Origin of the sequence: Kitasatospora sp. NBC_00240, from assembly GCF_026342405.1 — a bacterium.
Taxonomy (GTDB): Bacteria; Actinomycetota; Actinomycetes; order Streptomycetales; family Streptomycetaceae; genus Kitasatospora.
This window is the reverse complement of record NZ_JAPEMU010000001.1, coordinates 53,244-78,455: the sequence shown is the minus strand read 5'-3', so window position 1 is coordinate 78,455 and position 25,212 is coordinate 53,244. Positions and strand designations below refer to the sequence as shown.

Here is a 25,212-nt window from a genome sequence, read left to right as displayed (position 1 = left end):
TCGGCACCCCGACCAGCCAGAGGTGGAACCGCCGTGGATGAGCAGACCGAGCTGCAGCCGACCCGGGTGACCCAACGGGTCGTTGCACAGGCCGAGCCGATGCAGGCGGCTTTGCGTCCGATGGAGGCTGAGCCGGTGCATGAGGCTTTGCGTGCGACGGTGGCTGAGCCGGTGCATGAGGCTTTGCGTGCGACGGTGGCTGAGCCGATGCAGGCGGCTTTGCGTCCGATGGAGGCTGAGCCGGTGCATGAGGCTTTGCGTGCGACGGTGGCTGAGCCGATGCAGGCGGCTTTGCGTCCGGCGGAGGTCGATGCGGTGCGTCCGCTCGCCGCCCAGACCCGTAGCACCGCGCTCCGCAGCCCCGAGGGCGAGTCCTTGGCCGCGCAGGACTCGCTGGGCGCGGAGACGGGGGAGGCGTCGGCCACCAAGCGGCTGGCCGACCCTACGAGCCAGGACGGCCTTCCCACCTCGCCGACGGCGGCCGCCGCCTCCGTGCCGGGCTCGGCGGGCAGCGGGTTCCAGATCGACCCCGAGCAGTACAGCGCGGCCATCGGTCCGATCCTGGCCGCCTCGGACCAACTGGCCCAACTGGTAACCGGCCTGACGGCCTACCTGGACCACACCCAGTCCGCCGCCCCCTGGGGCAACGACGAATCGGGCAAGAAGTTCGCCGAGGGGGAGAAGGGCTACCTGACGTACAGCACGGGCACCCTCAAGGGACTCAAGGGGATGCCCGAAGCCGTGCGTTTCATCGCCGACGGCCTGAAGGCGATGACCGAGAACTACCGCAACAGCGAGGCGGCCACCGCCCAGGTCTTCGGTGGCGCCGGCGGTGCCGAGGCGGACGTCGCGGCGGTCCGCCAGCCCGCGTCCTGGAGCGCACCGGTGGACCCGACCCTTCCCACCGCCACCCTGCGCGGCATCGCCGACGCGCCGTCGCACACCAACCGAAAGGCCTGATCCGATGGCGGTCGAGCTGCCCGAACCCCTTCAGTGGGTGCTCCTCCTGCTGGCCGGCACCCGCTGGCCGGAGGCGGACGAGGACATGCTGCGCGACATGGCGGAGCGCTGGCGGCAGGGGGCCGAGACCCTCAAGGACGCCGGTGAGGCGGCCGACTCCGCCTTGAAGCGAGCACTGGAGGGCCAGCAGGGCGTGGCCGCCGAGGCGTTGGCCAAGCACTGGGCGCAGTTCACCGTCGGCAAGGGCACCGAGCAGGACCCGGGCTACTTCCCCGGGCTGGTGCAGGCCTGCAACGGCATGGGGGACATGCTGGAGGCGATGGCCAACTCGGCGGAGACCGCCAAGATCCAGATCATCGCGCAACTCGGCATCCTGGCCTTCGAGGTCGCCACCGCCGAGGCGGAGGCACCGTTCACCGCGGGCATCTCGCTGGCCGAGATCCCGGTGTTCGTCGGGATCAGCCGTACGGTGGTCCAGCAGATCCTCAAGCAACTCCTGAAGGAGGCCCTGGAGTTCGCTGCCAAGCAGGCGGCCCAGATGGCCGCCATCAACCTGATGGCCCAGAGCATCGAGCTGATGGAGGGCCATCGCAAGAGCATCGACATGAAGGAGCTGGGCCAGAACGCCCTCGGCGGCGCCGTCGCCGGCGCCAGCGGGCATCTGATCGGCAAGGGGCTGAGCGGCGCGGGCTCGAAGCTCGGCCTGGCCGGCGCGATGCAGACCACCGGCGGAAAGATGGTCCACGGCGCGGCGGTCGGGGTCGGCGCGGACGTGTCGACCCAGCTGATCACCACCGGCCACGTCGAAGGCGGGAGTCTGCTCGGGTCGGGCCTCAGCGGCGGCGCCGCGGTCGGCCTGCGGGCCGGCTCGGCGAACATCAAGGGCCGCTTCAACGGCCCGCCGGTCGGGCCCACCCCGCACAGCGCTCCGCCCACGGGCGGTGGCGCCACCACCGCCACCGGGGGGACGTCCATCGGCGGTTCCCTGTCGGGGGCCGGCTCCGGCTCGGGTTCCCTGTCCGGCTCGGGCGCCGGTGCCGCTTCGTCCGGTGCCGCTTCGTCGGGTGCCGCTTCGTCGGGTGCCGCTTCGTCCGGGGCGGCTTCGCCCGGCGGGAGCGGACACGGCGACAGCACCCCGGCCTTCTCCAAGCCGGACGCCGCCACCTCCGCCTACCAGGGCCCGGCCGGCGGATCCGGTACCCGGGGCACCCTCGACGGCGGGGGCGGGTCCTCGTCCACCGGCGCCGGGCACGCCACTCCTGGCAGCCACTCGACCGAGACCGGCACCAGTGGTGCCAACGGCGGCGGAACCGGCCGCAGCCCCGGGGCGGGCGGCCTGGTCCCGTTCGGCTCCGACCGCCCCGCTGCGTCCACCCCGGTCGCCGACCACACCACCGGTACGCCCCCGGCCGCCCCCGCGGCGACTTCTGCCCCGGCGCACATCCCGGCCCAGGAGAGCGCGCCGCGCGGTACCGAACCGGCCGCTCCGCACCAGGCGGCTGCGCACGCGACCACGCCGGAGGCCGCTCCGCACCAGGCGGCTGCCGCTTCGTCACCCACCCCGACTCCGTCGCACACCCCGGCCCAGGAGAGTGCGCCGCGTACGGAGAGCGGTCCGCCGACCGAGAGCGCGCCGCGCAGCCCCGCGCCGGACAGCACGGTGCACGCCGCCGAACCGGCCCCGGCGGCGGAACGGCACACCGACACCCAGCCGAGCACCGGCGGCCTGCAGCGGCCCGAGCCGCAGCACGCGGCAGCCGAAACGCCGGTCCGCACCGCACCGGACGCCGCTCCCCGGCAACCGGCACCCGACACCAGCCAGGCCGACACCGGACGGCCGTCCGAGACTCGTACCGAGCCGAATCCGACGGCGACCCCAACCCCGACCCCAACCCCAACTCCGGCGCCGACCGTGACGCCGTCGCTGCACAGCACGCCTGACCAGGCCCCGATCGCCACGCCGCACGAGGCGCCCGCCGCCGGATCCGCCGCCGCGCCGTCGCGCCCGGGCCCGGAGGGTCCGGCGGCCACTCCCTCGCACGACACACCCCCGTCGCCACCGCCGACGCACAGCACGCCCGACCACGCCCCGAGTGCGGCACCGCACGAGACGCCGGTCGCTGCCTCCGCCGCCCCGCAGCCCAGCCACGCCGCGCCTTCCGCGACGCCGTCCGCCGCCCATGTCGAAGCGGGGCCCGGCGGTTCGCCGACCGGCCGCGGGACGCCCCAGGGGTCGTCCGGACCGGTGGCGCCGCACCCGTCGACGGCGGGGGACCACTCGGTGCCGACGTCGCATGACCCCGTCGAGACCGGCACGAGCCGGCTGGACACCGCAGGCCTGCCGCCCGGCATGTCCGTCCCCACCGCCCGGCCGGCGGCGGGCGACCAGCCCTCCCGTTCGACCGAGACGCCGTCCGTGCCGCCGCCGCCCCCGGCGGACGTGAGCGCGGCCGCCGCCGGGACGCCGCACGGCGTCCAGGGCGGCGCCGCCCCTCGGAGCGGGACTTCCCGCGGCCCGTCGGCCGCTCCGCCGCCGCAGCCAGCCCGGACCGCTCCGCCGATCCCGCCGCGTCGGCAGACGCAACCGGCAGGGCAGCAGCCTCCGACCCAGCATCCGACTTCGAGTGGTGGTCGGACGGCTCCGCCGATCCCGCCGCGTCGGCAGGCGCAGCCGTCGGGGCAGCAGCCGTCCGTGCAGCACCCGACCGCGAACCCGACCCAGCATCCGACGTCGAACCCGACCCAGCACCCGACGCCGAACCCGGGCCGGACCGCTCCGCCGATCCCGCCGCGCCGTGGGACGACATCGACCTCGAACCCGACGCAGCAGCCGAGCCCGAACCCGGTTCAGCACCCGACCCAGCCGGCGCCGGGCCGGACCGCTCCGCCGATCCCACCGAAGCGCGGAACATCGTCGGCGCCCGGCCGGACCGCTCCGCCGATCCCACCGAGGACCCAGCCCCAGCCGTCCGCGCAGCACCCCACCCAGCAGCCCAACCAGCATCCGAGCCCGAACCCGAACAACACGCCCGCCACCCCGGGCACGTCCGGCACGCCGCACCGTCCGCTGACCTCGCAGGCGGCCGACCAGATCCACCAGACAGCGCGCGACCAGCGGCAGGCCGAGCTCGACGCGCTGCGCCAGGGGGGCACCGGCCGGGTCGGCCGGACGGCCCAGGAGATGGGCCGGGAGCAGCAGTTCACCATCACCCGGCCGCCCGAGGCGACCCAGCTGGTCCGCGACGTGCCGACGATGTCGGCGCAGGAGCGGGCACAGACCCTGGACGCGCTGCGCCCGGAGTACCGGCGCTGGCTGGCCAAGGACCCGGCGTTCGTGGACGCGCTGCGCGGGGCGCTGCCGCCCAAGGAGTTCGCGACCACGGCCGCCCGGTTGATGGTCGACGTCGACAGCCGTGCCGCCCAACCGGTCTCGGCCCGGGCGCAGGCCCGTGCGCAGGCCGAGCGGATGCTTCAGGACCCGGATGTGGCCGCCACGTTGCTGAAGAGCGGCGCCGGGATCGTGGTGGTGCCCAAGGACGTCTCGATGACCTCGGTCAACGCCTTCCACGGGCTGCGCGGCACCACGGCCGCCGGCGCGTCCGGCGGCGGCCGCGGCTGGGACGACGTGCGCGGCTCGGGCGGCCGGCGGGCCGCCGTCACCGAGGAGAACCTGCTCGGGGAGAACACCTCGGTCGGCAACGCGACCCACTACGCGGACGGTTACTCCACCACCACCCACGAGTTCGCCCACACCGTCCACCAGTACGGCCTGCCCGCCCCGGACCGGGCCGCCATCACCAGCAGCTACCAGGGCAAGCTGAACGACCCGAACGCGGCCTGGACGGACGGGCCGCGCCAGGACCTCCACGGCAACCCGGTCGACAACTACGGCTCGCGCGACGAGTTGGAGTACTTCGCCCAGGTGACCAACGCCTACCTGGGCACCAACCACGGCACCGACCCGCACACCGGGCAGCAGCGCAACAACGGCCCGGCCTGGGTGCGGGCGAACGAGCCGGCCCTGCTCCCGCTGCTGGAGCGGCTCTACGGTCCGGACCCCGTGCCGGGTACGCACGCCCCGGCGAACCCGGTCGAGGCGACCCGGGCCGAGAACGACATGTACGAAGGGCTGCGGGACTTCATGGAGGGCGTCGAGCACCAGCCCGCCGCCGTCACGCCCGCTCCCACCCACACCCCGCCGCCGGCGCCCTCGCACGCCCCGCCGCCGGTGCCCGGAACCGGGGCGCCCACCCCGGGGACGCACGGCACGCCCAACTCCGCCCACCCGGTGGCGCCCCCGCCGCCGGCCCCGACGACCCACCCGACGCCCGACGGCATGACCGATCGGGAGACGGCGGAGTCCGAGTTCCGGCTCGGCACCGCCGCGCTCCTGGAGCAGACCGTCGTGGAGCGGCTCAACGGGAGCAACCTGGGCCTGCCGCCCGGCTCGCTGGTGCTGGGCGGTGGCGGAGGCGTCGCCGCCCTCCAACTGCACCGTCCCGTCCAGGACCTCGACATGCGCCTGTCCTTCGGCGGCGACGGGATCAGGAACCCCAACGAGGTGCTCCGCTTCCTGGCGGACGAGGTGCTCACCGACAGCCAGGTGGTGCCCGGCCGGCGTACCGCCTCGACCACGGTGACCGGTCGCTTCGGCGGTCTCGACGTCAGCATCACGCTGGCGCCGGTGCGTGCGCAGGACCACCCGATGGAGGTGGTCGTCAACGGCGAGACCCACAACGGCGAGGTCGTCCCGCTGAAGGTGGTGGCGAGCGAGGACCTGCTGGGTGACAAGCTCGCCGCGCTCGCGATGCGCAAGCAGGACGCCAAGGTGGACATGGCACTGCTCCGGGAGAAGCGGGTCCGCGACGCCCTGGACGTGCTGACGCTGCACTCCAAGCTCGACCCGGCCGCCCTCGACCACCTGCGGGAGGGCCGGGAGTCGATGCGGCCGGCTATCGGCAAGCTGGCGGACGTGGTCGCGGAGGTCTCCAGGCACTCGGCGGACCGGTTCACCCCGGCGCAGCTGCACACCCTGGAGGAGATCTCCCAGCGGCTCGGCAGCGAACCGACCGCCCGGCCGGTGCGGGAGCCCAAGGGCGCCAAGCCGACTCCCGAGCAGCTGGCCGAACTGCGCGCGGCCAAGGAGGAGGCGAAGCGTCTGAAGGCCGCCGCTGCCGCCAACGCCACTGCCGGCACCACCGCCAACGCCTCCACCTCGACAGTCGACCGGAGCAACTCGACCAACCCGCCCCACCCGACCAACCCCGACCGGGCCCCCGACACCCACACCGCCTCGGCCCCGCCGCCCCCGCCGCCGCCAGCGTTCACCACCGGCCCGGTCTCCCGCGGGCTGCACCAAACGCTGTCCCCGCCGCCCCCGCCGCCCGCACCGACGGGCAACGGGAACGGCCACGGCACCGGGTCCTCGCACCAGGGAACTGCCTATCAGGGCGCCGCCCACCACGACACCACGGCCCACGACACCGAGTACCAGCACGGCGGACACGAAATGCTGGACACGGACATGGGCTCCCCCCGCACGCCGAGTCCCGCCCTGGACGACGACATGGGCGTCCACTCCCCGAGCCCCGAACCGGGCCCGGTGGAGCCGGCGGCCGCCCCGCCGCGCCGGCCGATGCCGGTCGCCGTGCAGACCGGTTTCACCGGCGATCCCCGCCTCCCGCTCCGCGGCGACGAGGTCTGGCTGACCGAGGTGGTCCCGTCCAACGACCGGCCGATGACCCGGTTCGGGTCCGACCAGCGTTCGCACACCGTGCCGTGGGTCCTCACCCGGCGCGCCGCGGAGGGCCTGGCGAACCGTACGGCGGACTCCGTGTGGAACGAACTGGTCACGGACATCAAGGAGTTCCAGAAGTTCCCGCCGCTGCCGAAGGGCGCGGCTGCGGCCGACCACGAGATGGTGGTGGCTCGCTGGAACGACATCATGGGCCGGCTCGGCGCGCTGCCGGAGCATCCGCCGGCCGACCTGCCCCTGCAGGAGTGGCACCGGAGCCTCGGCGATTTGGTCTCGGGCTACATCGAGCTGTCCCAGATCACCTCCTTCGCCTCCTTCGCCGACGGCGCCGCCAAGGGCCGGGGCGAGGCGAACATGATCGAGCGGATCGACCGCTACGTGCGCGGTGACGGCCCGGCCCCCGCCCCGCACGAGGTGGTGGGGACCCTGCTGGACCTCAAGGAGAACAACGCGCTGTCCAAGGAGGACGCGGCCGCCGCCAGGGAACACCTGATCAAGAGCCTGCACCGGGCCTTCCCTGACTACCTGACGGCGGACCGGAAGGACCAGATCGAAGGCCTGCTGGGGATGGACAGGCCGGTGACCGTTCAGCCGCACACGGACCTGCCGCCGACCGTCCAGGCCTTCCGGCGCTACGGCGCCGACTCGGACCTGGTCGCGGACATCGCCGTCGACCGCCACGACCCGTCCCTGATCGGCCGGATCATGCTCAGCGAGCAGGCCCGGCCGGACACCCAGTACCAGACGCAGAACTCGCACGCCGCCTCCTGGTCGTTCATGCGGGCCTCGCTGCTCTCCTTCGAGGGGAAGAGCCCGCAGGTCCTGGAGGGCTGGCTGGGCGCGCGCTTCGACGAGATGCACGCCGTCCAGGACCTGGACGGGCCCACCCGCGCGGTGGTCGACCACGCCCGGCGCGAGCTGGCGGACATCGACAACACCCCGCCCCCGCTGCGCCCGGCCCGGACCAGCGATCTGATCCGCCTCTTCGTGGTCGCCCACCAGAAGCTGCCGCACACCACCTTCGTGGACGACTTCCAGCTGGCCAGGGCCACCGCGAGCGGCGAACTGGACCTCAGGGAGATCGGGACCGGCCGTCATCACCAGGTGGTCGCCAGCCACTTCGACGGCGCGGCGCCGTTCGGGATGGAGGGGGAGCGCCTCGACCGGGCCTACCTGAGCTGGGGGCATCTGGCGAGCACGCTCGGCCCGGTCAACGGGGAGACGATCGGCCACCTGGCCGACCGGACCTTCAGCGACAAGAACATGCACGCGCTGCTGGAGGCGGGCCGGCTTCGGCCGCTGGACTCCGCGCTGGGGGCCAAGTACCTGTCGGGGCTCGGCGCCTGGGAGCGTTCGCTCACCACGGTCTTCGGCGACGACGGGCGGGCCGCGGTCGAGAACTCCTGGGCCGACTGGCGCGAACAGTTCACCATCGACCGGTTCAACGTGCCGGAGCGGGCACACCGGGGCCGGCTGGAGGAGTGGTTCCAGGAGGTCCAGCAGGCGGACCGCCCGTCCGACGCGGCCGGCGCGCTGGCCGGGCTGACCGCCTACTACCAGGGGCTGGGCGCCACCACCAGCCGCTCCGACCAGCAACGCGTCCTGCGAACGCTGCTGGACCGGGCCAACGCCGCTGCCACGGCGGCGGAAGCCGACTGAGCATGCCGTCCCGCCAGGGCGTCCTTCCGTGGACGCCCTGGCGGGACGTGGTCGGCTGAGGAGGCGTCGGGGCCGGTGCACACGCACCGGCCCCGCAGTCGCGTCGGGAACGTGACGGACACTGCTGCGCGTCCGGAGGTCAGTGGGTTCCCGGCGGTCGACGGCAATGCGTCGCCAGGGTCAGGTGCCGGCCCGGTCCGGGCACGTGACGCGGGCGGCCCGGCGTGCCGCGAGGGCGCCCTGCAGTCGCCCGACGCCCAGCTGCAGGGCGAGCGTGCAGACCACGGCGATGCCGAACGCGGCCGCGCCGTCCAGGGGTTCGGTCAGGACGGCGACCAGGTAGCAGAAGGCGGCAAAGCCCACGAGGCCCCGCAGTACGCCGCGCAGGGTCGCCTCCGCGACCGCGGGTCCGCCCTGGGCGAGGGCGAAGGTCGCGACCACGCTGGTGCCGATGGGGAAGGGTGCGAGTACGCCGGTCAGGTCGGGCCCGAGGTGCGAGGCGGCCGTGGTCAGTGCGGTGACCAGCAGGGCGGTCGCCGCGGCGCGGGCCGGGAGGTCCCAGCGCGGTGGCGAGGGCGCCTTCGGCACGCCGTCCGCGCGGGCCCGGCCGAGTGCCTTGGCGCCGCCGGCGGTCGCGGCCAGCGACAGGCAGAGGGCGACGGCGGGCGCGACGGACAGTCGGCAGAGCGCGAGGTCCGCGGCCAGGCAGACCGCCCAGGCCAGCACCAGGGTGACCGCCCAGTGCCCGGTCCGGACCGTCCGGGCGAGCAGGGCGAAGACGACCGCGAACAGGGCCAGCGAGATCAGGCCCAGCAGCGAGGCGCCGGCGGCCCGCGCGGCGAACCGCCGGCCGTGCTCCAGCCAGGTGATGAAGAGGATCGGCCCGGCCACGATCGGCAGGGCCACCAGGGTGCCCGCCAGCGTCGGCCCCCAACGGCGTCCGGCCAGGGAGGAGGCGACGACCAGGGCGGGCGCGAGGAGCAGCTTGAGGATCAACATCGACACCGGCGTCATCCTGGCACAGGCGTCGGCGGGCCCGGCCACCGGTCGACCTGCGGCTGGCGTCCGGCGGCCGGGGCCGCGGCATCGAAGGCCGCCGCTGGACAGATAGTCTTCGCGAAGATAATCTGTGCGTAGATTGATTGACCGGAGGAGACTGCCATGTGGATGTACGAGCACAGCATCGAGACCGACGCCGCCCGTGAGGCGATCTGGCGGCTCTGGGTCGACGTCGACAACTGGGGTGCCTGGAACGCCGAGATCGAGAAGATCGAGCTCCGGGGCCCGTTCGCCGAAGGCGCCGAGATGCTGATGACCCCGCCCGGGGAGGAGCCCGTGGCGCTGCGGGTCACCGAGGCCGCCGAGGGCGAGACGTTCACCGACGAGGCCCGCTTCGACGGTCTCGTCCTGCGTACCGTCCACCGCCTCGACCCGCTCGACCAGGGACGCACCCGGGTGGTCTACCGGATGGAGATCACCGGTGCGGGCGCGGACGAGGCCGGCCCGCAGATCGGCCCGGGCATCACCGCGGACTGGCCCGAGACGATGGCCGCGCTGGTCGCCCTCGCAGCCCGGAGCTGAAGGTGCTGACCCCCGGGGACAGCCCCGGCTTCCTGCTCTGGCATGCCACGCTGCGCTGGCAGCGTGGCATCGCCGCGGCCCTGGCGCCGCTCGGCCTGACCCACGTCCAGTTCGTGCTGCTCGCCTGCGCCTGGTGGCTGAACAGCCAGGGCGAGCACCCCAACCAGCTGACCCTCGCCCGCCAGGCGGGCACCGACGTCAAGATGACCTCGCAGGTGCTGCGCACCCTGGAGCAGAAGGGCCTGGTGGAGCGCGAGGTCGATCCGGCCGACAGCCGTGCCAAGCGACTGTGCGTCACTGCCCTCGGTGCTGAGCTGGCACCCCGGGCGATCGCCGCGGTCGAGCAGGTCGACGCCGAGTTCTTCCGGCCGGTCCCGCGCGACCAGGCGGTGGCACTGCTCGGGCGGCTGGCCCGCCCCGAGAGCTGACCGGGAAGGCCCGGTGCCGTCCGGTCCACGCCTCGCTCATCGTCCGGCCGGCGCCGGACGCAGCGGACGGACCGCGACCCCGACCACCTGTTCCCGTGTCACATGGCCGAAGTGCCGTGAGTCGAGACTGCGTTCCTCGTTGTCGCCGAGGACCAGGAAGCGGCCGGGCGGCACGGTCGTGCCCGGCGGGCAGCCCAGGGCGGCGGCCAGCGCGGCGGGGACGAGGTCGCCGGGGGCGGCCGCGATCCGTTTGATCAGCAGCGGGCCGAGGCCCGGGGGCTCCTCGCCCCGCACGGGCAGGCTCCCCGCCCAGTCGGCTTCCGGCGCCGCGACCGGCGCCGCCGCCCGCGGCCCGAGCACGACGACCTGGCCCCGGCGGAGCCGACGGGCGGGACGGCGTACGACCAGCACCCGGTCACCGTCGCGCAGCCCCGGCTCCATGCTGGGACCGGTCACGGTGACGGCGAGCACCCGGCCGCGCAGGACGCGGTGGACCCACCGGACGAGTCGTACGGTCATCACGCCTTCCCGCCCGTGCCCGCGCCCGTGGCCGCGCCCGTGCCCGCGCCCGTGGCCGCGCCCGTGCCCACGTCCACGGAGTCCGTCGCCACCGGCCCGGCCGCCGGGCCGTCCGCTCCCTCGAGGTCCCCGTAGCCACCGGCCTGGAGGGCGAACAGGCGGGCGTACGAGCCGCCGCGTCGGACGAGGTCCCGGTGCGGGCCGCTCTCGGTGATCCGGCCGCCCTCCAGGACGGCGATGGTGTCGGCCTCCCGCAGGGCGCTGAGCCGGTGCGAGATGAGGAGTCCGGCGCGGCCCGCCCGGTGGGCGCGCAGGCGCTGATGGACGGCGTACTCGGCCTCCGGGTCCAGGCCGGAGCTGGGTTCGTCCAGGATCAGCAGGTCGGCGTCCGAGCGGACCAGGGAGCGGGCCAGGGCCAGCCGCTGCCACTGGCCGCCGGAGAGCACCAGGCCGGTGCCGGCGTCCTCCTTGTCCTGCTCGCTGAAGAAGATCCGGCTGAGCAGGGTGTCGTAACCGTGCGGCAGGCCGGTCAGGTTCTCGTGCGCACCGGCCAGCTCGGCGGCCCGCTCGATCCGGCCGGCGTCCGTCAGGGCGGTGAGGTCGCCGAGGGCGATGTTCTCGCGTGCGGAGAGGTCGTACTCCATGTAGTCCTGGAAGGTCGCCCCGAGGCGCCGGCGCAGCTCGCGCGGGCAGAGTTCGCGCAGGTCCACGCCGTCCCAGAGGATCTGCCCGCGGGTCGGGTCGTAGAACCGGCAGAGCAGCTTCACCAGGGTGGACTTGCCGGCGCCGTTGAGGCCGGCGAGCCCCACCGACCGTCCCGCGGGGATGACCAGGTCGACGCCGCGCAGGATCCAGGGCTGCCGGTCGCCGTAGCGGAACCAGACGTCGCGCAGCTCCACCGCGTGCCGCAGCGGCGGTACCGCGCGCGGCCTGGCGGGCACCGGCAGATCCGCCGGAGCCCTCGTCACCGAAGTGAAGTGACGGAACATCAGAGCCGACTGGTGGGCGCGGGCCAGTTCGAGGGCGAGGCCGGCGAGCGCCCCCTGCACGGCGGGCAGCGCGGCGACCAGGACGGTCACGTCCCCGATGCCGATGCGCCCGGAGCGGGCCGCCGCCACCGCCCACAGCAGGCCGGCGCCGGCCACCACGGCCGACAGCAGGGCGAGCCCGGCCTGGACGCCGAGCTCCTGCCGGTCCATCCGCTGCCTGGCGGCGTCGGCGGTCCGGCGCTCGGTGGCCATCCGGTCCCGCAGGAAGCGGCCGATGCCGAACAGCCTGATCTCCTTGGCCGCCTGAAGATTTGTCAGCAGGGCGGCGTAGAACAACTCGCGGCGCTCCACCGGGCCGACCGTCCAGTTCAGCTCCGCCCGGCGGCGGCTCAACGCGAACTCCGCGCACAGCACCGGCACCCCGGAGGCGAGCACGGCCGCGGCCGTCCAGGGACCGAGCAGGGCGAGCGTGCCGAGGAAGCCGGTGAGGGTCACCAGCGCCCCGATCAGCCCGATCCCGCTGCCGGCCGCGTCCACGGGGGCGGACCCGCCGAACTGCTGGGCCAGCCGCAGCCGGTCGACGAAGCGCGGGTCCTCGAAGCGGCCCAGCCCGACGAACCGGTCGACGGCGGTGTGCAGTTCGAGCTGGGCCCGGAGCCCCACGGCCCGCCGCAGCCGCGCCTGGAGGTACTGCAGCACCTGGGGGACCACCGCCACGGTGACGCCGCAACCGACCAGCAGCAGGGCCAGGGCCGTGAAACCACCCGGCCCGGCGCCGGATTCGGTACCGGCCTGCGCGCCGCCCCCCACACCGGCGACCAAGCCGTCGAGCACGCCGCGCAGGATCCAGGCCCCGGCCACCGGCACCGCCGAGGCGGTCAGGGCGAGCAGCAGCCAGGCGGTCAGGCCGGCGGGCGCGGCCCGGCCCACCAGCCGGACCGCGGCGGCCAGCACCCGCAGCGTCCCCCGGGAGTCCCCGTCCGCGCCGGACGCATCCGGCCCGCTCACGAGGCCACCGCGACGGCCGCGCGCGGCCAGACGCCGGTCTCCGTCACCAGCAGCCGCCCGTCGACGGTACGGCCGACCCGCACCGAAGCGGGGAACGCCCGGACGGCGAACGCCGCGCCGACCGGTCCGTCCAACTCCTCGTGGACGGTGGGCACCACGGGTGCCAGGGCGTCGAGCATCGGCCGGGACTCCTCGGCGTCCCCGACGACGACGGCGAGGAGCCGGACGCGCGCGTCCGGGTGGTCGGCCGCGTGGGCGACGAACCCGGGGAGCTTCTCCTGGCAGGGCCGGCAGGAGGGGGAGAAGAACGCGACGAGCGTACCGTCGGCGAGGTCCACGTCGGTGACCGGACCGCCGGTGCCGGCCGCGCTGAAGGCACCGACCTGGCCGCCGACCGGCGCGACGAGGGGATCCGACGGCGCGGTCACGGGCCCGCCCGTGTTCGCCAGCCGCTCGGAGTGCTCGCGCAGCCGCCGCACCACGCCGAGCGTGAACACGAGGTTGAGCAGGGACAGTGCGCCGACTCCGGCGACGGCAACGGCGAGAAGAGTCATGGGGTTTGTTCCTTTCGGGGCAGCGGCCGGAAGAGCCCGACGAGGTCGTCGAGCGCCGTGGCGAGCAGGCCGAGGACGCCGCCCGCCAGCCACGCCGTCACGGTCGCGGCCGGGGGGCCGCCCGGCCGAGGTCCGGACAGAACGGTCGCTGCCAGGCCCGCCGCCGCGACGGCGAGCAGTCCGGCGTTGCGGACGGCATGGACGGCGCCCAGCGGCGTCGTCGACCGCCCGAAGCAGCGGCACGGCGTGTCGCTGCGGCGGCGGGCGGCCGCGAGGGCGAGCAAGGTGAAGGGGGCGAGCAGGGCGGCGGCCAGGGCGAAGCCGGCGGGCGCGGTGCCCGGCACGGCGAGGGCCGCCACGACCGTGGCCTCCGCGGCCACCACCGAGACGGCCAGCACCGGGACGGCCGGCGCCGAAGCGGCCGGCGGCCGGGACCGCCCGAACAGGGGTACCAGGGCGCGAACGGACGCGGTGAACTCCGCGAAGTCGCGGCGGCCGCGGACCTTCCCGTACACGGACAGGGTGAAGACCAGCAGCAGACAGCCCTGGCCCACCCGGACGACGATCTCCACGACGGGCGGACTCCTCCTGAGCAGAACGGCCCGGCGATTCGTACGGCGATTCGTACGGCGGACCGGCCCGGCCAGCCGCCGGGCGAACGGGTGGGGCCCGGCGGGGTGCGGTGCCCGCGCACCCCGCCGGGATCACCGGCCGGTCAGCGGAACGCGCCGGCCGGCACGGGTGTCAACAGCCGCAGCGCAGGCCCTTGAAGGTGCGGGTGCCGTCGGGGCAGACCAGGTAGGTGAAGGTCCCCTGGTTCCCGCTGTAGCCGCAGAACGCGGTGCCCATGTTGCGGACGCAGACGGTCTCGGTCCAGCACTCGGTCGCCGCGGCGGCCTCGGCCTTCGGGACCAGGCGGTCGACCAGGGTGTCGGAAAGGTTCTGGAGCCACTGACGCATGGCGGGTCCCATCTCTTGTCGGAACGGTTCGGAACAGGTCCTGGTGGTGCGTGCCGCGTCCCCGAGGGCACACCGGTGCAAGCGGCAGGGCAAGACTGGGCGACCGCTCTTGCCGAAACCTTGATCAAACCTAGAATCGGCTGGTGGGACGGCATGGACCGGGCCGCCACGGCGGTATCGGACGGCACAGGGTGGGGGACGCGTTGACGATCGGGTTCGCGGTGCTCGGCGACATCCGGGCGGACCGGGACGGCGCCTGCCTGGACCTCGGCCCGGCCCGGCAGCGCACGGTGCTCGCGGCCCTGCTGACGGACCTCAACCGCACCGTCCCGCTGGCCCGACTGGCCGACCGGGTCTGGGGCGCCCGCGCCCCGCAGCGCGCCGGACCGACCCTCTACACCTACCTCTCCCGACTGCGCCGGGCCCTGGACGCGCCGAAGCACGGCGCCCCGACCGACCCCCTCGACCCGGTCGCCGCGGCGCAGCAGCGCACGGCGCCGCCGTCCCCGATCGCGCGCCGCGCCGGCGGCTACGTGCTGCTCGCCGACCCGGGGACGGTGGACGTCCAGGCCTTCCACGACCTGGTGGCAAGGGCGAGATCGGCGGACGACGACCGGGCGGGCGCCCTGTTCGACCAGGCGCTCGGGCTGTGGCGCGGCGAACCCTTCGCCGGGGTGGACACCCCCTGGTTCAACTCCGCCCGGGAGGCCCTGAACGAGCAGCGGCACGCCTGCCGGCTCGACCGCAACGACCTCCAGCTGCGCCGGGGGCGCCACACCGCCCTGCTGGCGGAGCTGACCGCCTGCCACGAGGCGCATCAGTTGGACGAGCGCCTGACCGCCCAACTCCTCCTCGCGCTCCACCGCAGCGGCCGGACCGCCGAGGCCCTGCGCTGCTACGAGCGGATCCGCACCGCCCTCGCGGAGGAGCTGGGCAGCGACCCGGGCCCCGAACTGCGAAGACTGCACCGGCAGATCCTCGCCGCCGACCCGGCGATCGGCGCACCCCGCCACAGCGGGGACGCGACCACCCTCACCGCCCCAGGTACCCCGTCCGCCGCCGCGCAGCCGCCGGGGGCGACCGCCGTGCCGCGCCAACTGCCTTGTTCCCCGACGAGGTTCACCGGCCGCCAGGCCGAACTCGCCGTGCTGGAAAAGGCCCTGGGTCACCACGTACAGCCCTCAGGTGCGCCGGCGGTCTGCGCGGTGAGCGGCAGCGGCGGCATCGGGAAGACCTCGCTCGCCCTGCACTGGGCGCACCGGAACACCGGCCTGTTCCCGGAGGGACAGCTCTACGTCGACCTGTGCGGCTTCGGCCTCTCCGGCGAGCCGCTGGCGCCCGCCGCCGTGATCCGGATGTTCCTCGACGCCCTCGGCCTCGACCCGGGCACCCTGCCGGCCGACCCGCGGTCCCTGACCGGGCTGTACCGCAGCCTGCTCGCCGGCCGGCGGCTGCTGATCGTCCTGGACAACGCCGCCGACGCCGACCAGGTGACCACGCTGCTCCCCGGCGGCGCCGGGCCCGCCGTGCTGGTCACCAGCCGCCGCCGGCTGACCGGCCTGGCCGTCACCCACGGCGCGCGCCTGCTGCCGTTGGACGTCTTCACCCCGGCCGAGTCCCTCGACCTGCTCCGCCAGCACCTCGGGGCGGACCGCCTGGCGGCGGACCCGGCCGCCGCGAGCGCCGTGCTCGACCACTGCGCGGGCCTGCCGCTGGCCGTCGCGGTCGCCGGAGCGCGGACGGCAGCCCGGACGCGGTACGCGCTGGCCGACCTCGCCGAAGAACTGCGGGACGAGTCGGCCCGGCTCGACGCGCTGGACGCGGGCGGCCCCTCGGCCGACGTCCGGGCGGCCTGCCGGGCCTCCTACCGCGCCCTCACCGAAGGGGCCGCCGAGGCCTTCCGGTTCCTCGGGGCCGCGCCCGGCCCCGAGATCGGGCTGCCCGCGGCCGCGAGCCTGCTCGGCCGCTCACCGGCCGCCACCCGGAGCGCCCTGCGGGAACTGGAGTCGGTCCACCTGCTGCAGGAGCACCTGCCCGGCCGGTACCGGATGAACGACCTCACCCGCCTGTACGCGGCGGAGCACCGCCAGGACGAGTCGAGCCGGCGGGCCCTTCGACGGGTACTGGACTTCTACCTGCACACCGCCCACGCCGGCGACCGGATCCTCAGCCCCCACCCGCGCCGCCGCCCCGAACTCCGGCCGCCCCTGGACGGGGTGACCCCCCAGCCACTGGCGGACCGGCGCGCCGCCAGGTCCTGGTTCCGCGCCGAGCGCTCCTGCCTGCTCGCCGCCCGGCGCCTCGCCGAGCGGCAGCGCTCGGACACCTCCGCGCGGCAGCTGGCCCGGGCGCTCGACGGGTTCCTCCGGAGCCGGCAGAGCCTGCCCGACCTCAGGGCCGTGGCGGCGGGTGCGGCCCTGGCCGAGCGCTCCGGCCCGGCGGCGGTCCGCTCCACCGCCCACCTCTGCCCGGCCGGCGAACCGGCCCGGACCGCCGACCGGTCCGGAGCCCGCCGCCCCGCGCACCCGAGCCGCGCGCCGGAGACTGCCGCACCGGCCGGGAAGCAGCACGTCGATCCTGCGAGCGGGCGGCGGGGCGACCATGCGGAGCGTCCCGTCCCGACCCGGATCCGGGTCTGCCTGTCCTGAGTCCAGGTCCGGTCCGGCCTCCGACGGATCAGGAACGACGGGGGAGCGGCCGCCAGGTGGCCGGCGCCGGGACGGAGGCCGGCTGCTGGGTCGCGGGCGTCCGCGGAGAAAGGTCGGGCCGGAGGGTCTGGACGAGATGCAGGGCCTGGACGCGGAGACTGAAGCGGGCGGTGTCGCCGGTGGTGAGCCGCAGCACCCGGTACTTCGGCAGGCCGACGGTGACGGTGAGACTGATCTGTGCGGCGGCCAGACTGCCGGCGGTCTCCTCGTTCTGCAGGACGAGGAACAGGTTGTAGCGGTAGCCGGTGCTGGTGCCGTCGGTGGCCAGCCAGCGCAGCCAGCCGTCGTCGTGCTGCTCGGCGAGGCCGGTGAAGGCGTTGGTGAGGGCGGCCTGTACCTGACTCCTGAAGTGGACGTCGGTGTAGGTGAGTTCAAGGGTCGCGAACAGATGGCCGGCCAACTCGGTGACCAGGGTGCTGATCCGGATGGTGTCCTCGACCAGCGTGCCGTCGGTGGTCCGCACCACGGTGCTGTCGGGCAGGGTCCGCGCGGCCCGCAGGGTCCTCGCGTGGTCGAAGGCCTGGCCCTGGCCGGGGTTCGCCTGCTGGAAGGCCTCCGCCGTCTCCAGGGCCTGCTGCAGATGTAGGGGCGTGACGTGCAGGATCTCCTTGGAATGATGTTCCCTGGCGGCCGGGAGGGCGACGGTGACAAGGTGGGACGGCCGGTGCGTCATGGCGTTCTCCTGGTCAGTACGGCGGGCGGACGAGGGCGGCCCGCTGTGCGGGCAGGCGCGGCCGACCCGGTGACGTCGGCGGCCCGTGGTCCGGGGCACGGGTTCGAGGCGGCCGGTCGGGATCGGTCGCGTGGACGGGTTCGGGTCGCGGGCGGCGCGCGGCGGTGGGCGCGGTGGCGACAGGTGGTGGCCCGGGTCGGTCACGGGCCACGGTGGCGTGGAAGCGGGGCAGGCGGGCTGCTCAGCTCCGGGCCGGCGGAGCGGGGGAGTACCGGGCGCGGCTCTCGGTGGAGTCCGGTCCGGGCCGGAGGCTCTCCGCGGTCACCCCTCGGGCACCCAGAAGCCGGGCTCGGCCACCCGGGACCAGATCAGGTCGTGGAGTGCCACGGCCCTGGTGTCGCCTTCGATCAGTGCGTCGCTCATGAGGGAACTCCATTCACTGTCGCCGTCTGATGCAACTTGATAGTTGCACATCACTTTCGCAGGCGCAACCATAGAGTTGCACTCGGAGTGATCGGCGTACACCCGTCGCGAGCGACCGTGAAGACCCGGGCCGGCGACGCGGCCCCCTCCATGACCCAACGCATCCTCGTCACCGGCGCCGCCGGCGGTCTCGCCACCTTGGTCCGCCCGCTCCTGGCTTGCCCGGGCCGCGTCCTGCGGCTGCTCGACATCGCGCCGATCCCCGCCCCCGGGCCCGCGGAGGAGACCGTGCAGGCCTCCGTCGCCGACCTGGACGCCCTCCGGACGGCCTGCACGCAGGTGGACGCCGTGGTGCACCTCGGCGGCCTGAGCACGGAGCATCCGGGGGAACAGATCCTCGACGTGAACATCAAACGGCACCTACTCGGTGCTGGAGGCGGCGAGGCGCGCCGGGGTACCGCGAGTGCTGCTCGCGAGCAGCAACCACGCGGCCGGCTTCCTCCGTAAGGAGACCGGCACCGCGCCCGACTACGCCTTCCCCGCCCCCGACACCTACTACGGCGTCAGCAAGGTCGCCGTGGAGGCACTGGGCAGCCTGTATCACCACCCCCCGCTACGGGCTGGACGTGATCGCCCTGCGCATCGGCTCCTGCTTCGCCCGCCCGCTCACCACCCGGATACTCGCCACCTGGCTGTCCCCCGGCGCCTGCGCCCGACTGCTGGAGGCCTCGCTCGCCGTACCGTCCCCCGGCTTCCGGGTCGCCTGGGGCGTCTCGGCGAACACCCGCGGCTGGTTCAGCCTGGACGAGGCCAACGCCCTCGGCTACCGGCCGCAGGACGACGCCGAGCGGTACGCCGACGAGGTGCCCCCGGGCGGCGACCCCCTGGACGACGTCTACCTCGGCGGGGCGTTCTGCTCCTCCGACCTGCGTCGCCGTCGCGATCGCGGGCTCGCCGAGCGTGGACGCCCTGAGCTGCTCGGTCCCGTTGACCCGGGCGACCGAGGAGCATGTGACGACCATCGTGGGCGAACTCCTGAAGGCCGCCGACGAGATCGCCCTGCTCGCGGGCAGCCGGACGCGCTGAACCCGCGTCACCCGCGTCATCCGCGTTACGCGCGCAACCCGCTCGTCCCGCTCGTCCCGCTCGTTCCGCACGTCCCGCGGCCCGGCACGGTCCTCCGTGCCGGGCCACGGGGGTTCGGCACGGTGTCGTACGGTCCACTGCCGTTCTCGAGCAGACCGGTTCCCCTCCTGCGTGCGAACGCCTTCTGCGCTGGCGCCGGCGACGGCGCCGTCCGTCCGCCCGCGCGGCGGTCGGTCGGTCAGCCGAGTTTCTTCAGTCCCGCGCCGGTGAGCAGGTATCCGGGGGCCACCGTGTCGGTCTGCGAGCGTACGAGGTCCACCATGGCGTTACCGGCGGCCTCGGGGGTCAGTACCGGGCCCATGTGCTGGAGGTACTCCTCCTGCGACTGGCCGTTGCGGACGGCGTAGGCCCGGGCCGCGGAGCGGCCCAGCTCGGTCGCGGGTGTCATGCGGGGCAGCACCGTGGTGAACGTGATGTCCAGTCCGGCGCGTTGGGCCTCGTCCTGGGCGTAGCCGGTGATGAACCGCTGGGTGGCTTTCGCTCCGGCGTAGCCGCCGGAGAGCGGTGAGCCGGCCAGGGCGGCACCGCTGCTGACCACGATCACCCGGGCCCCGGGACGCAGTGGTTTGAGGAGAATCTCCCGCAGCCAGTGGAAGGTGATCCGTACGTCGCTCTCCCAGTTCGCGGAGAACGTCTCCCAAGTGTGCTGCTGCAACGGTCGCATGTGCGGATTCGCACCCGCCACCAGGATCACGTTGTCCGGCTCGTGGAGGTCCAGGAGCCGGCCCGCCACCGAGGCCTCACCGGCGTCGGCGCTCTCCACCCGGACGCCGCCCTCCCCGTTGGCGGGTGTCGCGAACGTCGTCGCGGTGCGGGACACCGCCACCACCGGGGCTCCCGCCTCCGCGAAGGCCGTGGCGATTCCGTGCCCCAGCCCCCGGCTCGCTCCCACCACGATCGTGGTCCTGCCCGACAGGTCACTCATGACGTCCTCCCGAATCCTGGTCGAACTCCGGGACGGGAGGACCCCGGCCCGGAAGACTGTCTCTTCCACCGTCCACGGGCGCGGCGGCCCGCCCGGTGCCGTGCGATGGGTCACGGGGTGGTGCGTTCGCGTTCCTTGAGGGTGCGGCGTTGGGTTTTGCCGACGGGGGTGCGGGGGATCTGGTCGATGAATTCGACGCGCCTGATCTTTTTGTAGGGGGCGACGCGTTCGGCGACGTAGGTGATGATTTCCTGTTCGGTGACGGGTTCGCGGGCGACGAGGAAGGCTTTGGGGAGTTCGCTGGCTTCTTCGTCGGGGACGCCGACGACGGCGGCGTCCGCGATCTTGGGGTGGGTCATCAGGACGGCTTCGAGTTCGACGGGGGAGACCTGTTGTCCCTTGTACTTGATGAGTTCCTTGATCCGGTCGACGAGGAAGAGTTCGCCGTCGGTGTCGACGTGTCCCAGGTCGCCGGTGTGCAGGAAGCCGTCCGGTCGCAGGACCTCGCGGGTGGCCTGGGGTGCGTGGAGGTAGCCGCGCATCACGTGCGGTCCGCGTACGAGGACCTCGCCGTCCTCGCCGGGGCCCAGGGCCCGGCCGGTGGTGATGTCCACGATCTTGAACTCGATGTTGGGTGCGGCCCGGCCCACCGACGCGGCCGGTGAGCCGTCCACCTGCATGAAGGACACCAGTCCTTCGGTGAGGCCGTAGCCCTGGTGGACCCGGCAGTCCAGCCGTTCCTCGCACCGTCGGGCGATCTGCGGGTCCAGGGCCGCGCCGCCGGAGACGACCGTGCGCACGGACGACAGGTCGTACCGGTCCACCAGGGGGCTGCGGGCGAGCAGGACGGCGATGGTCGGGACCACGTAGAGGCGGGTGATGCGGTGGTCCTGGATCGCCTGCAGGTAGGCCTGGGGGTCGAAGCGGGGCAGGGTGACGACGGTGGCGCCCTGGCGCAGGCTGGCGTTCATCACCATGATCAGCCCGAAGGCGTGGTGGAACGGCGCCACCGCCAGCACCCGCTCCGCGTCCTCCAGCGGCGCGGCCGTGCACGTCTGCAGCACGTTGGCGTTCATGTTGCGGTGGGTCAGCATCACGCCCTTGGGGCGGCCGGTGCTGCCGGAGGAGTGCAGCAACGCCACCACGTCCGAGCCCGCGTCCACCCCCACCACCGCACCACCGCCACCGCCGGGACGGGGACCGCCGGGACCGCCGGCCGGCGCCTGGTCCGCTGCTTGATCCCGGGCCTGGTCGGGTGTGTGGTCGAGGATTTCGGCGAAGGGTGTGGTGCCGGGTGCGTGCCCGAACACCACCACCTCCTTCACGCCGGTGCCCGCGGTCAGGTCCTGCGCCCGCAGGAGCGCCTGCTCCTCGGTGGTGACCAGCAGCGCCGCCCGGGCGGTGTTGAGGTGTTCCACCAGGTCCACGGTGGTGTCCAGCGGGTTGAGGACCATCACGGTGGCGCCGACCGCCGCGCCCGCGTGGAAGACCACCGGGTACTGCGGGACGTTCGGTGCCAGCACCGCCACCACGTCCCCGCGGCCCAGCCCCCGCGCCGCCAGCGCCCCCGCCACCCGGCCCACCGCCGCCACCAGCTCCCCGTAGGTGAGGGAGCCCTGCCCGGTGACGTCGACCACCGCCACCCGGTCCGGGTGGCGCCCCGCCCCACCCAGCACGAACGAGGTGAACGCCACCTCGGGAACCGGCGTCGGCGCGTGCGGCCCCGTGAAGATCATGACGCCGCGTCCCCGCGCCGGTAGGTGCTCAGACCCGGCTGGTAACTGCGCTTCTCGAACTGCTTCAACGCCACGTTGATCCACTCGTTGCCCGTCAGACGCGACAACTCCCACAACTTCGCCTGGTCGTAGTCGATCGCCGTCGGCAGATCGGTGGCCCGGTTGTGCTCGTACACCTGCTTCGCCAACTCCAACGTCACCGGGTTCTTCCGCACCAGCTTCGCCACGATCCGGTCCGTCTCCGCGTCCAACTCCTCCGCCGGCACCGCCCGGTTCACCAACCCGAACTCCCGCGCCTGCGCCCCCGTGAACGTGTCCCCCGTCAGGATGTAGTACAACGCCTCCTTGCGCGGCAGGTTGTTCGCCGCCGCCCACGACGCCCCGCCCGCCGGGAAGATCCCGAAATTGATCTCCGACAACCCGAACAGCGCACCCTGCGACGCCACCGCCAGATCACAGATCCCCGTCACCAGCACCCCACCACCGAAGGCGAACCCGTTCACCTTCGCCACCGTCACCGCCGGAAACGCCTTCAGACGCTTGAACCACCGCAGCGCCACCAGATTCGTCCGGTAGAACAACTGCGGGTCCTCGTAGGGCCGCAGGAAACACTCCTCCAGATCCATCCCCGCACTGAAACTGTCACCGTTCCCGGTGACCACCACCACCTTCACACCCCCCGCCGCCTCGATCTCGTCCAACGCCGCATTCATGTCCGCATGCATCTGCGGATTCATCGCGTTCTTCTTCTCCGGCCGATCCAACGAAATCGTCGCCACCGGCCCCTCGATCTCCACCAGCACCGTCTCCAGCTTGATCACCACAACGCCACCCAACCCTTCGACCTGAAACACACCCGACCGGACACGCGACAACAGAGCCCCGCAGGCCGCCGTCCACAACAATCAGCAACCGCACCCAGGGCCCGACCAGACGAGCATCACAGCACCCCAACCACACCGCTTCTCCCAACGTGCCCAAGCTCCAGGCCGCGGCCGAAGCGCGGCCCCGCACACGGCAACCGGCGGCCGATTTGGGGGTGATCGTGCCGCGTCATGCCTGCCTGTCTTCGGCACTGCCCAGGGCGGGTTGAAAAGGCACGTCGTCGGCGAACGAGATGGGATGGCCCGTGCAATTACTGAGCGGGAGCATCAGATATCCGATGGGGACCCTGGCCGAGGGCACTGACGGGCGCGCCGGCGGATCACCGATCGAGTCGGTTACCGAGACGGCGGTTTCGTCGGAGCCGGAAACGGCTGATGCCTCGGGCACGGATTCCAGGAGTGATACGGGTGGGCCGGCGGTGGTGGCGGGCGCGGAGTTCGCGGCCAGGCAGGCACGGGCCAGCGGGATGAACTTTTTTCAGCGAGGCTGGCAATGCCCGCAATCGCCTTCCGCTCCAAGGCGGTGGCTGGATGTCGCTGGCCGGCCGGCTTGCCGGGTTCGGCCGTTGTGCGGTGGCTCGGAGTGGCTGTGCCTGAAGTTCCCCCTTGATCCTGCTTGATTCTGGGTGTATTGACCACGGAGGTTGGTGACAGGATTCACGGTGCGGTGATCTTGAAATGAGTGAGGGCCTTCTGGCTCGGTGTGGATTGCGACATCTGCACCGACTTCAGAAAGGCCCTCATGCCACACCGTAACGCACCGCTGACCGAGACCGGCCGTCTGCGCCTGGCCCGCTGCGTGGTCGAGGACGGATGGCCGCTGCGCCGTGCCGCCGAGCGCTTCCAGGTCTCACCGACGACGGCCAAGCGCTGGGCGGACCGCTACCGCGCCGTCGGCGAGGCCGGCATGAGCGACCGCTCCAGCCGCCCGCACCGCAGCCCCCGCCGGACCCCGACCCGCACCGAGCGCCGAATCATCAAGGTCCGCGTCCTGCGACGCTGGGGACCGGCCCGCATCGCCTACCTGCTGCGGCTCAACCCGGCCACCGTGCACCGCGTCCTGACCCGCTACCGACTCGCCCGTCTCACGCACCTGGACCGTGCCACCGGACGCGTCATCCGACGCTACGAACACGCCGCGCCGGGCGACTTGGTCCACGTCGACATCAAGAAGCTCGGCAACATCCCCGACGGCGGCGGCCACCAGGTCCTCGGCAGAGCGGCCGGCCGCAAGAACCGCTCCGGCGCCGGCCACTGGGGGCACCTCCCGGCCGAAGGCTGGGGGACTACCTCCACAACGCCGTCGACGACCACTCCCGCCTGGCCTACAGCGAGATCCTGACCGACGAGCGCAAGGAGACCGCCACCGCCTTCCGGACCCGCGCCCAGGACTTCTTCGCCCAAGCCGGGATCACCGTCCAGCGCGTGATGACCGACAACGGCTCCTGCTGCAAGTCCCACCTCTGGCGCGATGTCCTGGCCTCGGCCGGGATCGCCCACAAGCGCACCCGGCCCTACCGACCCCAGACCAACGGCAAAGTCGAACGCTTCAACCGCACCCTGCTCGACGAATGGGCCTACACGCAGCCCTACCGCACCGAACAGGAAGGCCGCGCCGCCTACCCCGCCTGGCTCCACACCTACAATCACCACCGCGGACACACCGCGCTCGCAGGCAATCATCCGCCAGCCGCGTCCCCAACCTCACGGGTCAGTACACCTAGATCTGTCCGGCTGCCCATTGTGCCCACTCGCGGCGCATGGCGTTGAAGCGGAGTCCGTATTCGAGGGCGATCCGGCCGTATGTCGACAGGTCGTCGTGGTCCCAGTCCACGGATTCCTGGACGGTGCGTAGTCGTTCGTGGCCGCGGGCGGAGAGGTCGGCGAGCCAGTGTAGGTACTCCCGTCCTTGTTCGGGGGTGAGGACGCCGAGGAAGAAGACCCGCAGGAGCAGGTCGCTGCGGGTGTGTTGGACCGGTGTGGTCTCGGTGAGCCAGCGCCGCAGTTCGGCCAGCCCCGGGTCGGTGATGGCGTACTCCTTGCGGCCGCGTGGGCCGTGGGCCGCGACGGTGACCAGCCCGGTGTCGGCCAGCTTGGTCAGCTCGGTGTAGACCTGGCTCTGGGTCGCCGGCCAGGCGTTGGCGAGTGAGGTCTCGAACAGTTTCAGCAGGTCGTATCCGCTGGCGGGGCGCTCCGAGAGGAGTCCCAGCAGTGCGTGGCGAAGGCTCATGCCCCCACTCTACCTTCCTGTATTGACATGTCGGCCACGACGTTCTACTTTCGACATGTCAGATCAGTGGGATC

The 25,212-nt window shown here is 73.5% G+C and carries 19 protein-coding genes and 1 pseudogene; 9 read left to right on the top strand and 11 right to left on the bottom strand.

All coding sequences use genetic code 11. The features are described from left to right. The first annotated feature begins 33 nt into the window (after window positions 1-33). A complete protein-coding gene (locus tag OG689_RS00345; RefSeq protein ID WP_266316524.1) occupies window positions 34-960 on the top strand; it encodes a hypothetical protein in 927 nt (308 codons plus the stop codon). 4 nt (window positions 961-964) lie between these two features. After that, window positions 965-8,374 carry a hypothetical protein gene (locus OG689_RS00340; protein WP_266316523.1) on the top strand — a complete coding sequence of 2,470 codons (7,410 nt, stop codon included), beginning with the start codon at window positions 965-967 and terminating at the stop codon, window positions 8,372-8,374. A 180-nt stretch (window positions 8,375-8,554) separates the two neighbouring features. Here OG689_RS00340 and OG689_RS00335 read toward each other — a convergent pair whose 3' ends face one another. Beyond that, complete coding sequence (locus OG689_RS00335) at window positions 8,555-9,379, bottom strand: hypothetical protein (RefSeq protein ID WP_266316522.1); 825 nt, start codon at window positions 9,377-9,379, stop codon at window positions 8,555-8,557. A 156-nt stretch (window positions 9,380-9,535) separates the two neighbouring features. On the opposite strand from OG689_RS00335, the gene OG689_RS00330 reads away from it, so the two are divergent. Together OG689_RS00330 and OG689_RS00325 are read left to right on the top strand one after the other, a co-directional pair. After that, window positions 9,536-9,955 carry an SRPBCC family protein gene (locus OG689_RS00330; protein ID WP_266316520.1) on the top strand — a complete coding sequence of 140 codons (420 nt, stop codon included), beginning with the start codon at window positions 9,536-9,538 and terminating at the stop codon, window positions 9,953-9,955. A gap of 2 nt (window positions 9,956-9,957) precedes the next feature. Then, entirely contained in the window at window positions 9,958-10,383 is a 426-nt protein-coding gene (locus OG689_RS00325; RefSeq protein ID WP_266316519.1) for a MarR family transcriptional regulator, read from the top strand. A gap of 36 nt (window positions 10,384-10,419) precedes the next feature. Here OG689_RS00325 and OG689_RS00320 read toward each other — a convergent pair whose 3' ends face one another. The 5 genes from OG689_RS00320 to OG689_RS00300 form a co-directional block, all read right to left on the bottom strand. Continuing rightward, complete coding sequence (locus OG689_RS00320) at window positions 10,420-10,902, bottom strand: S26 family signal peptidase (RefSeq protein WP_266316517.1); 483 nt, start codon at window positions 10,900-10,902, stop codon at window positions 10,420-10,422. Beyond that, window positions 10,902-12,899, bottom strand: coding sequence for an ABC transporter ATP-binding protein (locus OG689_RS00315; RefSeq protein ID WP_266316515.1), 1,998 nt, complete (start codon window positions 12,897-12,899; stop codon window positions 10,902-10,904). The genes OG689_RS00320 and OG689_RS00315 overlap by 1 nt, the downstream gene beginning before the upstream one ends. Next, window positions 12,896-13,453 (bottom strand): redoxin domain-containing protein, encoded by a 558-nt coding sequence (locus tag OG689_RS00310; protein ID WP_266316514.1) that lies wholly within the window; start codon window positions 13,451-13,453, stop codon window positions 12,896-12,898. Before OG689_RS00310 ends, OG689_RS00315 begins: the two co-directional genes overlap by 4 nt. Further along, window positions 13,450-14,025 carry a MauE/DoxX family redox-associated membrane protein gene (locus OG689_RS00305; protein ID WP_266316512.1) on the bottom strand — a complete coding sequence of 192 codons (576 nt, stop codon included), beginning with the start codon at window positions 14,023-14,025 and terminating at the stop codon, window positions 13,450-13,452. Before OG689_RS00305 ends, OG689_RS00310 begins: the two co-directional genes overlap by 4 nt. Before the next feature lie 172 nt (window positions 14,026-14,197). Beyond that, complete coding sequence (locus tag OG689_RS00300; RefSeq protein WP_266316511.1) at window positions 14,198-14,413, bottom strand: hypothetical protein; 216 nt, start codon at window positions 14,411-14,413, stop codon at window positions 14,198-14,200. A gap of 203 nt (window positions 14,414-14,616) precedes the next feature. On the opposite strand from OG689_RS00300, the gene OG689_RS00295 reads away from it, so the two are divergent. Then, window positions 14,617-17,061 (top strand): AfsR/SARP family transcriptional regulator, encoded by a 2,445-nt coding sequence (locus tag OG689_RS00295; RefSeq protein ID WP_266316510.1) that lies wholly within the window; start codon window positions 14,617-14,619, stop codon window positions 17,059-17,061. A gap of 28 nt (window positions 17,062-17,089) precedes the next feature. Here OG689_RS00295 and OG689_RS00290 read toward each other — a convergent pair whose 3' ends face one another. Further along, entirely contained in the window at window positions 17,090-17,794 is a 705-nt protein-coding gene (locus OG689_RS00290; protein WP_266316509.1) for a hypothetical protein, read from the bottom strand. Window positions 17,795-18,367: 573 nt separating this feature from the next. Here OG689_RS00290 and OG689_RS00285 point away from each other — a divergent pair. Genes OG689_RS00285 through OG689_RS00275 form a run of 3 tightly spaced genes read left to right on the top strand, consistent with a single transcriptional unit; the run spans window position 18,368 to window position 19,303 of the window. Continuing rightward, on the top strand, window positions 18,368-18,724 hold the full coding sequence (locus tag OG689_RS00285; protein WP_266316508.1) for a hypothetical protein: 357 nt from the start codon (window positions 18,368-18,370) through the stop codon (window positions 18,722-18,724). Next, a complete protein-coding gene (locus OG689_RS00280) occupies window positions 18,645-19,190 on the top strand; it encodes an NAD-dependent epimerase/dehydratase family protein (RefSeq protein WP_323189236.1) in 546 nt (181 codons plus the stop codon). The genes OG689_RS00285 and OG689_RS00280 overlap by 80 nt, the downstream gene beginning before the upstream one ends. After that, window positions 19,178-19,303 (top strand): hypothetical protein, encoded by a 126-nt coding sequence (locus OG689_RS00275; RefSeq protein WP_266316505.1) that lies wholly within the window; start codon window positions 19,178-19,180, stop codon window positions 19,301-19,303. Before OG689_RS00280 ends, OG689_RS00275 begins: the two co-directional genes overlap by 13 nt. Window positions 19,304-19,541: 238 nt before the next feature. Here OG689_RS00275 and OG689_RS00270 read toward each other — a convergent pair whose 3' ends face one another. The 3 genes from OG689_RS00270 to OG689_RS00260 all read right to left on the bottom strand — a co-directional run bounded on the left by OG689_RS00270 (window position 19,542) and on the right by OG689_RS00260 (window position 22,848). After that, on the bottom strand, window positions 19,542-20,288 hold the full coding sequence (locus OG689_RS00270) for an SDR family NAD(P)-dependent oxidoreductase (protein ID WP_266316504.1): 747 nt from the start codon (window positions 20,286-20,288) through the stop codon (window positions 19,542-19,544). 110 nt (window positions 20,289-20,398) lie between these two features. Beyond that, the gene (locus OG689_RS00265) at window positions 20,399-22,024 is read right to left on the bottom strand and encodes an AMP-binding protein (RefSeq protein WP_266316503.1); all 1,626 of its coding nucleotides are present in this window, start codon (window positions 22,022-22,024) and stop codon (window positions 20,399-20,401) included. Continuing rightward, on the bottom strand, window positions 22,021-22,848 hold the full coding sequence (locus tag OG689_RS00260) for a p-hydroxycinnamoyl CoA hydratase/lyase (protein ID WP_266316502.1): 828 nt from the start codon (window positions 22,846-22,848) through the stop codon (window positions 22,021-22,023). Before OG689_RS00260 ends, OG689_RS00265 begins: the two co-directional genes overlap by 4 nt. Window positions 22,849-23,650: 802 nt before the next feature. Here OG689_RS00260 and OG689_RS00255 point away from each other — a divergent pair. Further along, window positions 23,651-24,632, top strand: a pseudogene (locus OG689_RS00255) (IS481 family transposase). Here OG689_RS00255 and OG689_RS00250 read toward each other — a convergent pair. Then, window positions 24,629-25,138, bottom strand: coding sequence for a PadR family transcriptional regulator (locus OG689_RS00250; protein WP_266316500.1), 510 nt, complete (start codon window positions 25,136-25,138; stop codon window positions 24,629-24,631). The pseudogene OG689_RS00255 and the gene OG689_RS00250 overlap by 4 nt on opposite strands. Window positions 25,139-25,212 lie beyond the last annotated feature (74 nt).